Here is an 18,956-nt window from a genome sequence, read left to right on the forward strand (position 1 = left end):
CGTGGCCATCGTCATCTCGCCCAAGCTCAACTGGCTGTTCTTCATCCTCATCGGGGAAAACTTCCTGGAGGCCAATGAGGACCACGCGTACGACACCAGCCGGTCGTTCGACCAGCTCCACCAGCACGTCGGCGCGCTCAAGGCACGGGCGAAACAAGCGGTAGTGGCCGTGGGGGAGGGCCTCCCCAAGGGAACCGCCGACCAGTTCATCGGGGCGATCAACCAAGTACTGCCGTATCTGGACGATTTCGAGGCCGACCTGGACAAGGTCACCAAGAACCAGGTCAACATCGCCATGCAGATCCGCGAGGCGAAGTGGAACATCATCGCCGAACTGATCCGCCTGTTCATCGAATTAGCGATCCTCGCGGTGATGTCCTTCTTCACTGGTGGCGCCAGCGCCAGTGAGGCAGCGGTGGCCCGTGCCCGCAGCCGCGTGTTCATCCTGGAGGTCCTGCTCGAACTCTCGCGCCGCACGCACCTGTTGCCCAGCTTCCTGGAGGCCGCCGAAGAGGCCTTCATGACCCTCGCGGTCCGCCTGGCCATGATGGTGGGCGCCCCCAAGGGGCAACGGCCGAAGTCGATCGACTGGGGCGACATCGCTCTCAGCGCCGCGTTCGGCGCCGTCGCGGGGTTCCTCGCGCCGATCCTCACCAAGACGATGAAGAACCTCACGAACAACGTCAAGAACATCGGTGATCTGGGGAAGAAGTTCGACGACGTCAACGTGGGCGGGGCGAAGCCGCCGAAGCTGAACGACACCGACCTGAACCTGACGAACAAGCCGAAGCCCGGTCCTACGCCGGGACCCGGGACCCATGTTCCCCAGACCACTCCCAAGACCACCCCCACGGTCACCCCGCACGTGACGCCGACACCCCACGGCGACGAGAGCTTCTCCGCCAAGGTGCTCGACCAGAGCGGTGAGTTCGTCGCGGACGGCGCTTCGGAGACGCTGGCCGAGTCCCTCGTGATGGGCGCGTTCTTCGGTGACTTCACGCCGAGTTGGCAGACGTTCGTCGGGGCGGGCCTGAGCGAGCGGTTCGAGGCGGGGGCCGAGCATGCGGTCACCAACAGTGCCGACTGGTTCAAGAACTTGGGGAATCCGCCGACGATCTCCACGGCGGTCTCCGACATCGGGACCGGAGACGTCGGTACCGGTGGTCAGAACCCTGGCTCGGGCAACAGCGGCGGCCCCAAGTCCGTTACGGGAAGCGGCCCGCGCACGCCCGTTGACGCGGATCCGGAATCGGGCCAGGGCGCGGACACGGACACCGGTATCCACACCGACACAGACACCGATACGTCGACGAAGACTTCAACACCGGTTGTTCCGCCAGTGGTTGGGACATCCGTACCGCCCATCCCGCCGGCCGTCCCGACCGTCACCGGCGGCAGTGTCACGTCAACACCGCCCGTCGTGACGCACGGCAGCAACGGAAACGACAACGGCACCGCACCCCCGCCGCAGACGCACGACTTGAACACCGCCGAGGTGGAGCCGGTCGGAACGACTCGGGTCGACCCGCCCCCGACCCTGCACCAGGACCCTGCTGTCGAGCCGCCCGTCACGGAGTTGCCGCCGCCCGTGGTGACATCGGCTCCCGTGACGCCCAGTGTCGGGACCACCGTTCCTCCTGCGGTCACGCACAACGGCGGTCCTGTTCAGGGGAGTTCGAGCAACGACACGGGCACAGGCAAGGGAAAGGCCGTGGCTCCACCGACAACGGACGCCACAGACCCAGACCCCGGCACAGTCACCCACCCCGCTCCGCTCGTAGGTGCCGCCCACGACGCCCATGCCGACGCTGTACGGTCGTTTCAGCACGCGGTCGACACCGCAGAGCGGCTCCGCGTGCGGGTCGAGACCGGTGAAGGGGCGAGCCACGACGGCACCGCACTGCACGACGCGGACGACAGGGTGCGGCAGGCGCAGGCAGACCTCGCACAGACGGAGACGCGGCTGCGTGAACTGGGCGAGGTGCCGCGTTCCCACGCCGACGCCGCCCAGGACCTCGGCTCCGACTCGTCGGCGCAACCCTCCGCCCTTGTCCCCGTGGTGGACCGCTCCGACGCTCAACGGCACTGGATCGCCTCGCAGTTGACCGAGGACGACCTGCCCCACGACTTCTCCGTCGGAGGCCTCCAGACCGGCGACGTCGACATCGACGTGGACGTCGCCGCCCTATCCTCCACCGGAGCCTCCCTCACCGTCGAGCAGCAGACCCAGGCAGTCATGGGGAGCGGCAGACTGTCCCTGCTGGAGACCGGACTCACGCCCTTGCAGCAGGCCAAGGCGCTGATGCTGCAACCCGGTCCGTGGTCCGGGCACCTCGACACCGCCGCCGCCACGGCGAGCAGGCGCCTGTGGAACGACGCGTTCTCGGACTTCGCGGCGAGCACCACCGGGGCGACTCCGGACACCGCACGCCAGTCGTGGGACACCGCCACCGCGCTCGTGCTGCCCCTGGAACTGCACCCCGTGCTCGCGGACTCGCGGCACGCGATCGAGTCGTACCGAAGCGCGGTACGTCAGGTCGCCGACGTGCTCGCCACAGGTGGGACGCGTCCCGAAGCGACCGCGCTCGCCGACCGTCTCCGTAAGGGACTTGGGCTGCCGCAGCGGCTGCGCGGCGGTGCCCCCAAGCCCGAGGAGTCCTCCGACGTTCCCCAGCCCGTGGTCACCCTGGGCACCGGGACACCTCTCGTCGCGACGACATCCACCACGACCAATTCGACGACCGGCACGACGACCGAGACGACGGCCACGATCACGGACGTGCCGGTCGACGAGCTGGTCAAGTCCACTGACGACAAGTCGACTTCGACGCCTCCGCGCGACTCGGACGAACCCCCGGAGAAGCCCCGTCGACCGCGCCCGCCCCGCAAGAGCGCCGCGCCGAACCGCCGTACCCCTCCGCTCGAACCCATCGACGAGGACGCCGAGGCCGAGTTCACCGCACCGCCCGTCAAGAAGCCCGCCACGCCCGGGCCGACCTGGGTGGTGCACGACCTGGACTCCCGTCGGCCGCCGCGCGTCGACCTCGACTTGCCGCCCGCGCCGTACAGCGGCGGCGGACCCGCGAAGTTCACCGACGGTGCCAAACTGCCCGTCTATATGGGCGGCATCGGCGAGTTGCTGCGCGGGCTGCCGCGCAATCTGCTGCGCCGCTCCTACACCCTCGGCCAGGGGGACCGGGTCCTGCGCGGCGCTGATCGCGTCGTAGAGCAGCTCGATCTCAACCTTCGGCAGCCGCCGGGAGTCCGACCTCGACCTGCGCGTCCCGGCGGCAACCGTGCTGGCGACGGGCTCCTGGACGACGTACGACACGCTCTCGTCCACAACCCGAGCGGCTTCTTCGGGGACGGGCAGCAGTTCAACTACCGCACGGTGGACGGCAAGTCGCGGGTTCTCACGGTCACGGCCCGACCGTACGGGCAGTGGGAGAGGTTCACCTTCGGGTACGCCAACCCCGTGAAGATCGACACGATGCAGCGCAACACCGCCCTCACCGGCCGGGTCGCGGTGAACAGCACGTCGACCTCGCTCGCGCCCACCGCGCCGCTCGGACCGGTGAAGACGCTGTTCGCGCCCTGGGGACGGGTGTTCGCGCAGTTCTCGTGGACCAAGCGGGTCGAGTACAACATGCAGAACCTCGTCGTGAACCAGAACGAGACCCGTACGACCGACGGCTCGCACGCCCATCTCGACGACGTCTGGTACGAGTTCAAGGTCACCGATCCGGCCGGACGCCCCGTGGACCGGACCGGCAAAGCGATCGGGCCCAGGTCCGGCACGCGTGCTCAGGTCGCCTTCGGGTTCGCCGTCAGGGACGGGCTGTTCGTGCGCATCGCCGACAGCCTGACCCGGCCCAAGCCGCCCGCCGACCGGCTGCCGCCGCGGATGCGGCTCGACCGTGGCTCCAACTACCGCATGATGAACACGGAGAGCTTCGGTCCTGTCGCGCACATCCGGGACTGGGCGCTCCAGCAGATCGGCACCGACACGGACAGCATGGCCGGCAAGCAGATCAACTCGTTCTTCTCCACCGACGGGTTCCATCGCATGGGCCGGGTCATGGCGGCCGGGACGGTCACCTCGCCGCCGCTGTTCAAGGACGACGCGGGGCGCGAACCGCTCGGTGTCTTCTCGGTCCGGGTGGAGCCCGGCGAGGCCGTCCTCATCAGCGAGACCACCGCCGCCGAACTCCGGGACATCTCCCAGACGACGGTCCGCAACGAGCGGACCACCGGCAGGTCCTCGGGCGTCGACGTCGGCGGTGCCCTCGGACCCGCCTTCCAGCTTCTCGGTCTCGACCGGGGCAAGTTCGACCTGAGGATGCTCGCAGGCCTCAACTTCCGTTACGGCTCCTCCCACAACCGCGCCTCCGTCACCGGCGGAACCGGCGCCGTGAAGTCCGCCGGGCAGGCCAAGGGCGACCCCACGGGGCTCTACCTGGTCCAGAAGACCGTCACGGTCACCGCACCGCCCGACACCAAGGCGCCGCTGCCGAACCGCAGGCGCGACGAGGCGAGTTCGACGCCGGGCAAGCTGCGCAAGAACCCGCCGCGGACCTGGAGCGAGGCACCGCGCACCCAGACGTTCCAGACCTGGGCCGTGGAACGGCTCACCCGCACCGAGGCCCGTCGCCTCGCGGGGGAGGCGAGCCCCGCGCCCGGCACCCCGCCCAGGGTGCCGCCGTACCTCACCCAGGACTCGCCGCCGACCCTCGGCATGAGCAGGGTCGAGGAGTTCACGTTCGCCGACGGCTCCTACGTACGGAACATCGACGGCGAAGATCGCACGTTCCTCGACCACTTCAGTGACCAGGTTCTCGGAGAGGTCGCGCGCGCCTACCCCGACCTCGTCGCGCCCCTGTCCGAACTCGATCCCGCCAACCCCCGCTGGCGCAACGCCGACCACTTCCAGATGGCGGTCTCCAACACCCTGGAGGTGCTCAACACCCTCGCCTTCCACAGCATGGCGGGCAACCTGGAGACGATGATGACCTCGGGGCTGCGGATCTCCCTGGTCGACTCCCGCCGCGCCACCCGCGCGCAACGGTACGTGTGGGTGGACGCCGCCCTGACCGACCGGCGTTTCGAGGGCACGCAGAAGGACCTGCGGCTGCGGTTCAGCGCACCCGGCAGCGAGAACCTCGGCGGACGGCAGAACAGCGCGCGCGGCGCGCACGTCGGCGTGGAGGGGCTGCTGTCGCTCCGGGACGCGGCGACCGACGAGGCGAAAGGCCCGCTGCACGCGGGCACCGGTTCCGTGGGCGTGCGCTGGGGCGGCCGTACCGACTCGGAGAGCGGTTACGGGGCCGCCGCCACGCACGAGGCCATGTCGATCGGCACCAAGGGCACGCACCTGTACAGCTACGAGGTCACCCTCACCGCGCGGCGCGGCGGCTTCCGCCGCTTCCGCGGGCTGCTGCGCGGTGTCCTCTTCCTCAACCTGCTCGGCACGCGGCCGTTCGTCTTCACCGAGCGGGAGAAGAACCTCATCGGCCCGGCCGGTTCCGGGCCGGACATCAAGCGGCCCTCCGTCGGGCGTGTGCTGCTCGGCGTGCCCGTCGAGCACACGCCCGTCCGCGACACCTCACGCCCGCACCACCCCCTGCACGGCGTGCCCCTCGCGAGCACCACACAGGCCGCGCGGGACCTGGCGCTCGCCAGGCGCGGCCTGTTCGAGCGCGTTGGCCGCCGGGGCCGCGAGGAGTACCGGCGCCACCCGTACCTGACCCTCGCGGTCGTCGCGGACCCCGCCCTCGGCCGGGCCGCCGAGGACGTCCTCAAGGAGTCGTCGGGCAACTCCTGGATGCTGACCCACCAGGGCGCCCCCGTCCACGACGCGGCACTGCGCGTGTTCCAGAGCCAGTTCCTGACCGCGAACTTCGACCAGTCGTCCGCCCCGACCGGCTGGCGCGCCTCCGGGCTGTGGGCGAAGGCCCCGTACCTGGACCGCTCCTCGGTCCTCGCCCACCGCAGCCGACTGCGCCCCGGGAGCCTCACCGCCGTGACGGGCGCGATCCCGATCGAGGCGGAGACGACCGTCGGCGGTGCCACCCAGGCCTCTGGACGCAGCACCAGCACGAGCACGCTGTTCTTCGGCGGCCAGCTCGTCTACCTCCACTCGCACGACACCGGCACCGGGACCACCGGCATCTACGGTCTCGTCGCCAGCCCCTACCGTCTCGACAAGTCCCGTTTCCGGGCCGTCTCGCGGACCGCGCTCGCCGAGATCAACCGCAAGGACCAGGGCAGGCAGGTCCTCGTCACCGCCGACGTCGACCACGAGATCGCCGCCACCTCCACCCTCGTCGGCGAACGCGCCACGGGCATAAGGCGGTTGCCCCGCTGGCTCGCGGGCGCGGCCGGGCGACGGGTCCTCGTCAACGACGGCTGGGTCGGGCACGTCCCGGAGAAGAGCGCCTACCGGATGGGACTGCTCCGGGACCGCTGGGGCGACGTACCGTTGTACACCCGGCGCCGGTGGTCGCCCCAACCCTGGCTCCTGGACAACCCGTTCGGCAGTTTCCCGCTCACCGCGCTCGACACCGCGACCGTACTCAACGACTTCGACCGGCAGTTGAGGCCGCTCGGACTGACGTCCAGCGACCGGGACACGGTGCACCGGCTGATGTCGGAACGCGTCGTGCGCGCCCTCGGCAAGGAGATGACCGGCGGCAGCTCCTCCGTGCCCGCCCGCGTGGGCCGTTGGGGTTCGTCCACCGCCAACCTGTGGGTCGGCAGCCGCAAGGTACGGGCGCGCGCCGAGCTGATTCCGGTGAAGGTGCCCGTCGACAGGCCCGCTGGGGATGGCAGCGGCTTCGGCGGCCTCGGGCACAGCGTGGAGTTGGAGGAGCACCGGAGCGCCGCGGAGACCACGCAGGAGGGCCGCGGCCGTGCCTCCGGCGCCAGCGTCGGCACCACCGTCTCCCAGGGCGCGCACACCGGCAACGACACCGTGCGGATGGCCGGACCGACGTACGCGGAAGTCGGCTCCACCCAGCAGACCGCCGCCCAGAACCAGTCCGAGGGCAGCGTGCGGATCGCCACCGCGACGACGACCCAGGCACACGCCGAGTACGTCACCCGCTACCGGATGCGGCTCACCCTGGAGGTCACCGACACCCGCGAACCGCAGACCGGCACCGGCGCCTCCGCGTGGGTGAAGCGGGCCGCGCACCGCACCTGGCGCGGCGTCTCCGGCCGACGCCTGCTGCGCATCCGCTCCGAGGGCGACGTCGGGGAACTCGTCGAGCACTACCCGCTCAGCCTCATGCGCCCCGACCCCGCAGACCCCGCCGCCGAACGGGACGACCCGCTGGCCCCGCCCGCCCTCGACGCCCCCGGCCCCTCCCGCCGCGTCGCGCCGCCCGCCACGACCGGCACCGGCGGCTGGCTCGACACGCTCCACCCCGACGACAGCATGAAGCCGTTCACCATGCCGCCGGACGGCTTCAAGGTCCGCCGGATCGTCGGCGTCGACCAGCTCCACACCGCCAACTCCCTTGCCCTGGCCTCCGCTTACGACACGTCCTTCCCGCTCACCGACGCGGTCGACGACGACCTGATCGCCCGTGCCCAGGACACCCCGCTCACCCGCGCCGGCACCGGGCCCGCCCAGAACCTGGAGGACGGCACGGGCAACGGCGCCCTCAGCGCCTTCTACGACCGCACCCTCGACCCCGGCGGCTACGAGGTGGCCGGCCTGACCGAACGCGGCTTCTTCGGCGGCGCGGACGCCGACCTCCGGCTGTACTCCCGGCCGCAGTTCCGGCAGGCCCGGCTGCTCGCCGTCACCGACGGCATGAAGCACGAGGCACCCAAGCGCCATGTGCAGGGCGGTGGCGCGAGCGCCGGGCGCGTCGGGCAGGCCGAGTCGGCGCTCGGCGGCGGTCCCGCCACGTCGACCGCCGCCACCGGCACCAACCAGATGGGAGCCTCGGGACCGGGCGACGTCGCGACCGAGTCCGACACCCTCGCCTCGGGCGGCGACCGCCTCGCGTCGGTGAACGTCAAGCCGAACACCACCCGCACGTTCCTGTTCGCCATCCCCACGACCTGGCTGAGCGTCGCCTCGGTCCACCACCACGTCAAGGACTCCGCGCCGGTACGGGCGATGCGCAGCCCCTTCGGCAACCCGCAGCGCGCCCCGCAGGCCCGCGAGACCGACACCACCGTCCTGGCCTGGGTCCGCGAGGACGTCGCCCGTGAACTGGGCCTCATCGGCGACGACGGATTCCCGCCGGTGGCGGCCAAGGCGTGGGACGCGGTCACCAAGGCCGACAAGGAGTGGACGGCCGCCGACAAGAAGTACTGGGAGCTGCGCCGCGACGAGGGCCCGCGCCGCGAGACCGTCCTCACGGACGCCGAGACCCTGCTGACCACCCTCACCGCCCGCGACCCCGAGACCCTGCCCCAGGTGATCGCCGCACGCGGCGAACTCGCCCGCCTGGAACAGGAGAACGAGGGCGCGGAACCCGCCCACGACGGCTGGGCGGAACTCCACGACGCGGAACGCGACGCCGCACACGACCGTGTGACGGCTCTGCTGCGGGCGGCCGACGCCGAGGTCACCGCCGCCCGCGCGGCCCGCGACACGGTCCGCGACCAACTGGACGCCTTCACCGCGGAGTTGGGCGAACGACGCGCCTTCGCCGAGGCGCTCGCCGACGAGTACGCACGCGTCCGCGAAGCCGCCGACCGCCTGACCCGCTGGCACCAGCTCGCGGCCACACCGGCGGGACGCGCACAGCTCGGCGCCACCCCGGAACCGGACGAGGTCGTCTTCCGGGCCCCGGCGGCACCGGGCACCGCGAAGGCACCGGTGACGGAGAAGAAGACCAGCGACAAGGACGCCGAGAAGAAGGACGCGGAGAAAAAGACGAGCGACAAGAAGGACGGTGACAAGAAGGACGGTGACAAGAAGGACGGCGGGCAGCAGGACGACGCGGCGGCCAACGCCGAACTGCGCCCCGCGTTCAGCCGCCCGCCGTGGGAGACGGACGGCACCCCGGACTCGTCCCTGCGCCACTTCGACGCGGCCCAGGACCACCGCACCCTGACCGCCACCGATCCCGACGGCCGCAACTGGATCTACGACCTGCACGAACCGGACGGCGACGGCAACGGGTTCTTCACTGCGGTCCTCGGCGTCGCGGAGCGCGGCGGGCCGACGGCGGTGTCGGAAGCCCGCCGTGCCGGACTGGCCGGCCGCGTGGCCCGGAGCGTCGACATGCCCCGGGACGTGACGCTCGACCCGCAAGCGGTGTTCCGTACGGCCGAACTGACCAGCAGGCTCGGCGAGCACCTCCGGCGCGATCCCGCTCTGTCCGCCACCGTCGAGGAGAACGGCGGTCGGCTGCCCGACGGCCTGCTCACCGCACTCACCCCCGCCCAGCGGCAGAGTCTCGTACGGCTGCACGTGCAGCGGGCCCGCCGTTGGGACGACGCGACGGCGGACCTCGCCGCGGACCTGACGGCGCGTTCCCTCGGGGTGGACATCACGGTCGTGGGGGAGGACGGCAGTTACCGGTTCTTCCCGGGCTCCGCCGATCCGACGGCGGGCCCGCTCCGGCAGGTGACCGTCTACCGGCGCGGTGACAGCTACTTGTCGGCCCGTCCGCGGACCTCAACACCGGTACCGGCACCGCCTGTTCGGGGCGCGGAGCTGCCGGGAGGCAAGGGCACCAAAGACACCAAAGACACCAAAGACACCAAGGATGCCGACACCACGAAGGGCAAGGAAACCCAGAGCCAGGACACGAAGCCCAAGGACAAGCCCGACTCGGACGCAACGGGCAAGTCCGTCGGCGACAAGCAGCCGCCGCCCGCCCGGACCGTCCTCGTGGACGGTCGGCAGATGACCCTCCAGAACGTGCGTCCCGACGGCAACTGCCTGTTCACCGCCGTCATCGCCGGCCTCGGCGCCCAGCACCCCGGTCACACCGTGCGGGGCAGACCCGTACACACGATGACGGTCGCCGACCTGCGCGACGACACCGCCGACTGGTACAGGACGTCCGCCGCCGCCCACCAGCACGCCACGCGGGACCCGTTGGACACGATCGTCCATGACAGGTACCCGGACCTGCGCAGTCTCCAGCCCCTGCTCGCGCTGCTGGACCCGCGGAGGCCCATCCCGCTGACCGCTGCACAACGGGCGGGAATCCAGGCCCAGTTGAAGACCGAGGGGCTGGAGAACGTCACGGGGCCTGCGGCGGATGCCCGACGGAGCGCGCTGACCGACCAGGCGCACGGGAACAACGTGCGCCAACTGGTCCTGAGTACCCTCCACGGCCCCAGCACGGCGAGGTCGCGGGCGCTGTGGCGGGAGATCCGCAGCCACCTGCCGACCGCCGTGCCCGCCACTCCGGCGCTGACCGCCACCCTGGGGGAGCGTGGACTGGTCGACCGCGCGATCCGCTCGCCCGAACTGTGGCACACACCCTTCTACGACGACGTACCCCTGCTGCTCACCCAGTCGCTGGGCATCGACCTCGTCGTCGTCCAGCCCGACGGCCACGGCGGATCCATCCTGCACCGCCTCTCCGAGGACGCCAACGGGCCTACCGTGTACGTCGCTTACAACGGCATCGACCACTACGAGACCCTGCTGCCGACGGCGCCGCAGCCCGGTCCGAGCGGTGACCTCACCGCCGGTTTCGGCGACCCCGTGCTGCCGAAGCGGGTGAAGGACGAGGAGCGCGACGACGAGGGCGACGTACGGGCCAACCCGCTGTGGATCCCCCTCGAAGAGGTGGACCCCGACCTGTTGATCACCGGCAACCGCGACGCGGTGTGGCTGTACACGGTGACCGACGACGGGCGGGTGTTGCTCGGCAGCGAGGCCCCTTCGCGGGTGATGGCGCAGGACCGGTTCGACGCGCTGCTCGCCGGTGTCCGCACCCGACGTCCCGAGGTGACGGCGGAGTCGCTGCGGGCGGAGATCGACGGCCTCGGGCACACCGGTATCGCCGCCGTGTTCGAGGAGGGCGGCCGTACGCGGCCCGGCGCGAGTCGGGTGTCGGGCGAGTTCCGCTGGAGCGAGAGCCTGCGGACGTGGACCGTGAACGACAAGTCCGGCCGCTACATGAGCAAGTCGGTACGGCCGGACATCGACCCCGCGGTCGCGGCGGGCTGGCTGGACAACGTCGCCGGACTCTTCACCGACCGTCTCGGCGTCCAAGTCGCCCCGGACCAGGTGAAGTCGAGCGCCACGAAGGCCCCCGAGTCGAAGCCGGGAGACACCGAAATCCGGTCCGCTTCCTTGCCTTTGACGCTCCGTCAGACTGCGGACGGAGGCGACTGGTTGCCGGGCGCGCTGGTCGACGCCCTGAGGCAGGAGGGGGCCGACCCGTTCGGCCGGCCGGGACTCGGCGGCCTGCTCGGGGGACCGGACCCGTCCGACGCGCTGCACCGCTGGACCGAGTTCCGGCTCGCGGCCCCGGACGCCGGGGCGCGGGTGCCCCGCCTGGCCGCCGCCGACTGGGCGGGCGCGGCGCACACGACGGTGTCGCTCGACGACCTCGCCGCGGTGGGTGTGACCCCGCCCCCCGACCAGGCCGCGTTCGCGGCGCTGACCGGCGCGCTCCCGCTCGGCGACCTCACCCTGACCCTCGCCCAGCGCTACCGACTGCTGCGCCGCTGGGCGGACCGCGACGAGCTTCTCACCGAGATCGCGGCGGGCACGGCGGCCCGTGACCTGGGAATCGTCCTGACCCTGATCACCGACGACGGGACGGTACGCCGCTTCGAGCCGTGAGGGCCGCCGCCGTCCCGACGCGGAGATCATCAGGAGCTTGCCGGGGGTCGGCGTGCCGACCGGTGTCCGGCTGCTCACCGAAATGGGCGATGGCCGGAGCGAGTTGGGGAGGACCACCGGCCAGCCTGCCGGGACCGTTCGGCGGTGGATCCGCGAGGTTCACAGGCGCTCGGCGGGGTCAGTTCCTCAGCGAGGCAAGTGCCGCCGCCACACGTGCGCATGCCTCCGGCGGAGTCGAGGCGTGCGGGGAGAACCGGAGCGAGTCGGCACGGACGGTCGGGGTGACCCCCTCGCCGTGCAGCGCCTTCGCGACGACGGACGGATCGTGCCCCGGCAGCGCGAAGGAGAGGATGCCCGCCCGCCGTGCCGGGTCGGCGGGGGAGAGCACGCGGCCCCCGTGCTCCTCGACGACCTCGGTCAACTCGGCGAGCCGCTCGGCGATCGCGGCCTCGATCGCCGTGACCGTGTACCGCTCGACGAGCCCGAGAGCGGCAGCGAACGCCGCGGCCGTCACCGGGCTGAGGTTGGTGATCGACCACCGGCGCGCGTCCACGGCGGGCAGGTGGTCGGCTCCGTCGAAGACACCGACGTCCTCGACCCCCGTCCAGCCGGTGAGCACCGGCTCCAGGGACTCCAGGGCACGGTCGGACAGCGTCGCGAAGCCGGTCGCCCATCCCGCGCGCAGCCACTTCTGGCCGCCCGCGACCACCACATCGGCCGCGTCCCACGCCATCCGCGCCACCCCGAACGCCTGGATGGCGTCCACGATCAGCAGCCGGTCCGGTCCGATCGCCTCCCTCAGCGCGGCGAGGTCGGCACGGAAGCCGGTGCGGAAGTCGACGGCACTGACGGACACACCGACGACATCGTCGGTCAGCGCGGCGCGGACCAGGTCGGGGGTGACTCCGGCACCGGGCGCGGGGTCGAGCCAGCGGGGCGTGGCCCGGCCGAGGTCGGCGCTGCGCCGCCACGGATAGTGGTTGGCCGGGAAGTCGGTACGCGGTGCGAGGACCACGCCCTCACTGATGCCGAGAGCGGCGTGGAACAGCCCGGTGGACGCGTTCGGGAGGAGCACCGTGTGGCGGCCGTCGGTACCGGCCAGACGGGCGGCAGTGTCCCGTGTCACCGCTTCCGCGCTCATCAGGCCGTCCACGGTGGTGTGGTCGGCACGAGCGGACTCCTCCATGGCCCGGACCGTCGCGGCCACGACGTCCCGCGACGGCGGACCGAACCGCGCGAAGTCGAGATATCCCGCGGGCGTGTCGAAGTGGTCGGCGTACGACATGAGCACGGGGCTCGTCCTTCCGTTCCGGGAGAGTGCGGGTGCTGCGGGGACACGGCGGGTGCATCCGGCGGGGGCGTCGCGTGGACGCCGAGAGGTGTCCGCCGCCGGTCGGCGCGTGCGCGTTCCCGTTCGCCCGCTTGCCCGCACGGTACGCGGCACGTCCCGCTCGGACCTGACCCGGGGTGAACCGGTCGTGTTCCCGTGGTCGTGCCGTTGCGTTCTCCGCCAGGACGGTCAGCGGGGCTGTAGGGCGAAGTCGTACTCGGCGTGCAGGTACGGGACTTCGAGCGTGTCGCCGTCGGGTGCGGTACCGGCCGGTCGTTCGGTGAACGGGATGATCAGTGCGTCCTTGGTGCCGAAGACGACGTCGGAGTCGAGATAGTCGCTGCCCGCCTGGAACAGATGGGTGATGAGTTTCCGGTAGCCCGTCTCGTCGATCAGGAAGTGGACGTGTGCGGGCCGGAAGTGGCTGATGTCCGTCTGGCGCATCAGGTCGCCGACGGGGCCGTCCATGGGGATGGCGTACCCGCGCGGCGCGATGGTGCGGATGCAGTACGTGCCGTCCGCGCGGGTGCGGTACTTGGCCCGCAGGCGTGCCTCGTCGATCTCGGGGATCTGGGCCTCGTAGGCACCTTCCGCGTCGGCCTGCCACACGTCGAGCACGGCGTCCGCGAGCGGCTTGCCCTCGGTGTCGGTCACCCTGCCGGTGAAGAACAGCGGTGTGCCCGGGATGCCGTCCGACATGTCGAAGCCGTGGGGCGCGGTCGGCGAGCCGTCGATGTGGAACGGGCCGAGCACCGTGGCGGGGGTCGCCTCCGGCGTGAACGCGTTGTTCAACTGGACGACCAGCGTGCTCAGTCCGAGCACGTCGGAGGTGAGGATCAGTTCCTGCCGCTTGTCGTCACTGATCCCGCCGGCCGCGGTCAGCCACTCGATCGCGGCCATCCACTCGTCCTCGGTGAGCCGCACCTCACGCGAGAAGGCGTGCAGATGACGGACCAGCGCGGTCATCAGCTCGCCCAGCCGAGGGGAGTGTGCGGTGGCCCACCGCTCGACGGCCAGCTCGGTGATGTTGTCCTCGTCGACGAACACGGTTGCGGCTCCTTGGTCTGCGTGCGGATGGATATGGATGGTGGGACGGCGGGCGCGGGGTCAGTCCTCGCCCCGGTCCTTCGTGAGCGGGTCCGGGGTGTACGGCTCCGGCGGCACCGGGATGTTGTTGCGGTCGACGGACAGGAAGACGTCCTGCGCGACAGGATGGCGCAGTTCCTCGGCGAGTTGGCCGATCAGTCCGGCCGTACGGGCCAACAGCGCGAAGCCGCGCAGGAGTTGGAGGGGGAGGCCGAGGTCCGCGAGGGCGGCGCCGCACACCCCCGCGCCGTTGAGGGGAAGCGTCCGGTGCAGCACCTTCGGGTGCACCCGGCCGATGGCGGCGAACAGGCTCAGGTGCGGGCCGAAGACGCCCTCCTCCTGCGCGATGTGGATCAGCCTCGGCGTCCGGGGGTCGCCCTCCTTGTGCACGTGGTGACCGAGGCCGGGGACGAACTCCCCGGCCTCGCGCCGCCGTTCGACCGTGCGCAGTGCGATCGCGTCCCAGCCGGCCTCGTCGGTGGGCAGGTCTCCGTCGAGGGAGGCCAGTACGTCGTGCAGGAAGCGGCCGGTGTCCTCGGTGACGCCGAGGAAACGGGAGCCGCCGCCGAGCAGCCCGGCGGCGAGTGCGCCCTGGACCGAGTCCGGGGCGGAGAGGTACGTCAGGCGGGTGACGATGGCCGTGGGGGTGAAACCGTGGTCGGCCAGGGCCGCGAGCACGGCCTCGAAGACACGGGTCTCGCCCGGTGCGGGCCGACGCTGGGTCGCGAGCCAGAACGCGAGTTCACCGAAGCCGACCGAGCCCATGATGTCCTCGGCCAGGTCGTGCCCGAGCAGGGTGATGGTCCGCAGGTCGGAGGCGCCGAGGGCCGTGGGGTAGACGGGATGGGCGGGGCGCGGTGTCGGCTCAGACATGGTCGGCCTCCTCGGGTCCGGACAGCCAGGTGCGCAACTCCGTGCCGTGTTCGTCGAGTTGGGGCGGTGGCAGACGGTAGGAGGCGGGGGTGGCGGAGAAGCGGATCGGGTGCCGTGTGGTGGGCACCGCGCGGTCGCCCTCGCCCACGGTGACGACCGGGTCGAGTCCGAAGCGGTCGGCCATGGCGAAGCCGCCGTCGATGGTGTTGATCGGTCCGCTCGGTACGCCGGCCTCCACCAGTGCCTCGAACCACTCGGTGGCCCCGCGCGTCTTCAGCCTCTCGGCCAGCAGCGGCCGCAGCAGGTCCCGGTGGGCGGTGCGGTCGGCGTTGCGCGCGAACCGCGGGTCGTCGGCCACCTCCGGTATGCCGAGGACCTCGCACAGCTTGCGGAACTGCCCGTCGTTGGCGGCCGTCACGATGAGGTCGTTGTCGGCGGTGGGCAGCGGCTCGTAGGGGAAGACGCTGGGGTGGGCGTTGCCCATCCGGTAGGGCACGGTGCCGCCGGCGACGTAGGCGGAGCTGTGGTTGACCAGTCCGGTCAGGGCGGAGGACAGCAGGTTCACCTCGACGAGCTGGCCCGTCCCCGTGGCGTCCCGGTGGCGCAGTGCGGCGAGGATGCCGATCGTGGCGTGGTTGCCGGCCATCACGTCGAACACGGAGATCCCGGCCCGGTACGGCGGCCCGTCGGGGTCGCCGGTCAGGCTCATCAGCCCCGAGATGGCCTGCACCATGAGGTCGTAGCCGGGGACGTGCCGGCCGGGCCCGGCGCCGAAGCCGGTGATCGACGTGTAGATCAGACCGGGGTTGTCCTGCCGGACGGAGTCGTAGTCCAGTCCGTACTTCGCCATGCCGCCGGGCTTGAGGTTCTCGATCAGGACGTCCGCCCGGCGGGCGAGGTTCCGGGCGACCGCGGCGTCCTTCTCGTCGCGCAGGTCGAGGGCGATCGAACGCTTCCCCCGGTTGATTCCGAGGTAGTAGGTCGAGACCTCGTTGCGTGTCGGCGGCACCCAGGCGCGGGTGTCGTCACCGCCCGGTCCCTCGACCTTGACGACGTCGGCCCCCAGGTCGGCGAGCAGCATCGTGGCGTACGGCCCGGCAAGGATCCGTGAGAAGTCCGCGACCAGCACCCCGGAGAGCGGGCCCGCGGTGCCCGGCGGAGTGGGCTTGGCGTTCTGCGACATGAACCTTGCCTTTCTGTCCGTACACCGGACAGACGTCCGGAAAGTGATTCTCTGTCTGGGACGGCGGAGGAGTCAAGACGTCACGGCGGGGGCTTCACAGGGTCACGGTCGCGCCGCACGGGCGGACGGCCGGACCGCGTGGGGCGCGGACTCCAGCCGGGCGAAGTCCAGGCTGATCTCGCCGGCGGCCTGGAGGAGGAGCGGAAGATAGTCGTCGAGGAGCACCTCCATGGAGGTCTCGGCGGCGTGCGCGTTCACGTTGACGCTCGCGACGACGCGGCCCGAGCCGTCCCGCAGCGGAGCGGCCACCGAGCGGATGCCCCTGGCCAGTTGCTCGTCGGTCACCGCCCAGCCCCGCGCGCGCACCTCCCGCAGCTCGGCCTCCCATTCGGCCCGGCCGGGGTGCCACACCGAATCCAGACCGGACCGGGTGGGCTCGGCGAGGACCCGGGCCGCCTCGTCGGTCGGCAGCGCGGCCAGCAGGACCTTGCCCAGGGAGGTGGGCAGCGCGGGGAAGCGGGTGCCGATCTGCACGGCGAGGGCCACGATCTTGGGCACCGAGACCCGGGCGACGTAGACGATGTCCGAGCCGTCGAGCTGGGCGATCGAGCAGGACTCGTTCGTGCGCTCGACCAGCCACTCCAGGTGCGGGCGGGCCACGTCCCACAGTCCCGTCGAGCGGACGTAGGCGACGCCCAGGTCCAGGACGCGCGGGGTCAGCACGAAACCGCCGGACTGCTGGCGTACGTAGCCCAGTTCGGTCAGGGTGAGCAGGATCCGGCGTGCGGTCGGCCTGGCCAGCCCGGTCGCGGTCGCCACGTCGGACAGCGACATCACCGGCTGCCGGGGGCGGAAGGCGGTGATGACCTCCAGGCCCCGGGCCAGCGCCTCGATGAAATCGGGTCCGGTTCCTTCGCGCGGCATGGTGGCTCCTCTGATCGCCGTCGGCTTCGCTCCTGGGTGTCCGCCGTACGGACACCCGTCGAAGGCACTGTACGCAGCGGAACAAGCCTCCGTCGCGACGGCTCGGACGCGGCGGCTCGGAACCGACCGCAGAGCGGACGGCTGAGGACATTACCGGGCGGAATTCGGAAACCGCGGAGTATTGACACCGGACAACACCCTGACGACGATCGGTCACCTACCGAGAGCCGCCATACGGACAGTCGTCCGATGTCGAGTGGGAGATCCAGTGATGAGCCAGTCCACCCCCTTCCCGGCGGGACGACCCGTCGTCCTGCGCGGCGGCACCGTCCTGCCCATGGACCGCGCACGGCGGGTGCTGAACGACACCGACGTGCTCGTGACGGGCGACCGGATCACCGCGGTCGGCCCGCATCTCGCCGTGCCGGAGGGGACCGCCGAGATCGACGCGTCCGACGGCATCGTGATGCCCGGCATGATCGACACGCACCGGCACATGTGGCAGACGGCGATGCGCGGCTACGGCGCCGACTGGACCCTGACCCAGTACTTCGTCTGGTACTACCTCGAACACGGCACCGCCTTCCGCCCCGAGGACGTGCACGCAGGCAACCTCCTTGCCGCCGTCGAGGCGCTGGACGCCGGGGTGACCACGGTCGTCGACTGGTCGCACGGGCTCCAGACCGTCGACCACGCGGACGCGGCGGTGGACGCGCTGCGGGCCGTGCCCGGCCGGTTCGTCCTCGCCTACGGCAACATCCAGCAGGCTCCCGCGGAATGGACCGCGGCACCGCAGTTCCGGGACTTCGTGCGCCGACGCATCACCGGCGACGACATGCTCGGCTTCCAGATCGCCTTCGACGTCACCGGCGATCCCGCCTTCCCCGAGAAGCCCGCCTTCGAGGTCGCCCGCGACCTGGGCGTCGCCGTCACCACCCACGCCGGAGTCTGGGGCGCCACCAACGACGACGGCATCCGGCTCATGCACGAACACGGATTCATGACCCCCGAGGCGGTCTACGTCCACGCCTCCACCCTGTCCGCCGACTCCTACCACCGCATCGCGGCCACGGGCGGCTCGGTCTCGGTGTCCACGGAAAGCGAGCAGAGCGCAGGCCAGGGCTATCCCACGACCTGGGCGGTCCGCTCCCACGCCATCCCCGTCTCCCTGTCGATGGACACGAGCGTGTGGTGGAGCGGTGACCTCTTCTCCGCCATGCGCACCACCCTCGGCGCCGACCGCGCCCGCGAGCACCTGGAGGCCCACGCCCGGGGCGAGACCGTCACCCACAGCGCGCTGCGTGCCGACCAGGTCGTGGAGTGGGCAACTCGGGGCGGCGCCAGGGCACTTGGCCGCGAACACGACCTGGGCAGCATCGAGGAGGGCAAGAAGGCCGACCTCGTCCTGCTGAAGAACGACCACTCACCGGTCTCGTTCCCGCTGCTCAACCCGTACGGCCATGTGGCCTTCCAGGCCCAGCGGGGCGACGTGCACACCGTCATCGTCGACGGCCGGGTGGTCAAGCACGAGCACCGTCTCCTCGACACCGACCTGGCCGCGGTGCGCCGCACAGTCGAGCGGACCGTGGACCACCTGCGCTCCACGATGGGCGAGGACGCCTGGACGAAGGGCATGAACCCGGACGTCCCCGAGACCAAGGTCCTCGACAACCCCTACACGTACACCGACTACCGCAGCACCTCGACCCACGGCCATTGAGGAGGCGTGAGGTTCCGCGCCGATGAGTTCCGGGCGGGCGGAGGGTCCTAGTGACGTATCCGCCGAG

7 protein-coding genes are annotated in these 18,956 nt (G+C 71.3%); 2 read left to right on the top strand and 5 right to left on the bottom strand.

The features are described from left to right. Position 1 precedes the first annotated feature (1 nt). A complete protein-coding gene (locus ACWIHT_RS41360) occupies positions 2-11,773 on the top strand; it encodes a hypothetical protein (protein ID WP_456173736.1) in 11,772 nt (3,923 codons plus the stop codon). A gap of 178 nt (positions 11,774-11,951) precedes the next feature. Here ACWIHT_RS41360 and ACWIHT_RS41365 read toward each other — a convergent pair whose 3' ends face one another. The 5 genes from ACWIHT_RS41365 to ACWIHT_RS41385 form a co-directional block, all read right to left on the bottom strand. Further along, complete coding sequence (locus tag ACWIHT_RS41365) at positions 11,952-13,058, bottom strand: aminotransferase class V-fold PLP-dependent enzyme (protein ID WP_456173818.1); 1,107 nt, start codon at positions 13,056-13,058, stop codon at positions 11,952-11,954. Between the two features lie 234 nt (positions 13,059-13,292). Beyond that, on the bottom strand, positions 13,293-14,150 hold the full coding sequence (locus tag ACWIHT_RS41370) for a dioxygenase family protein (RefSeq protein ID WP_456173737.1): 858 nt from the start codon (positions 14,148-14,150) through the stop codon (positions 13,293-13,295). A 60-nt stretch (positions 14,151-14,210) separates the two neighbouring features. Continuing rightward, positions 14,211-15,062, bottom strand: a complete 852-nt coding sequence (locus tag ACWIHT_RS41375) for a citryl-CoA lyase (RefSeq protein ID WP_456173738.1) — start codon at positions 15,060-15,062, stop codon at positions 14,211-14,213. After that, positions 15,055-16,245, bottom strand: coding sequence for a CaiB/BaiF CoA transferase family protein (locus ACWIHT_RS41380; RefSeq protein WP_456173740.1), 1,191 nt, complete (start codon positions 16,243-16,245; stop codon positions 15,055-15,057). The genes ACWIHT_RS41375 and ACWIHT_RS41380 overlap by 8 nt, the downstream gene beginning before the upstream one ends. Positions 16,246-16,347: 102 nt before the next feature. Further along, positions 16,348-17,169: an IclR family transcriptional regulator domain-containing protein gene (locus tag ACWIHT_RS41385; RefSeq protein ID WP_456173741.1), complete on the bottom strand. Its 822-nt coding sequence runs from the start codon at positions 17,167-17,169 to the stop codon at positions 16,348-16,350. 271 nt (positions 17,170-17,440) lie between these two features. Here ACWIHT_RS41385 and ACWIHT_RS41390 point away from each other — a divergent pair, with 271 nt between their 5' ends. Continuing rightward, positions 17,441-18,889: an amidohydrolase family protein gene (locus tag ACWIHT_RS41390; protein ID WP_456173742.1), complete on the top strand. Its 1,449-nt coding sequence runs from the start codon at positions 17,441-17,443 to the stop codon at positions 18,887-18,889. The last annotated feature ends 67 nt before the right edge of the window (positions 18,890-18,956 follow it).

The sequence above is a fragment of the Streptomyces sp. NPDC002276 genome (genome assembly GCF_053891435.1).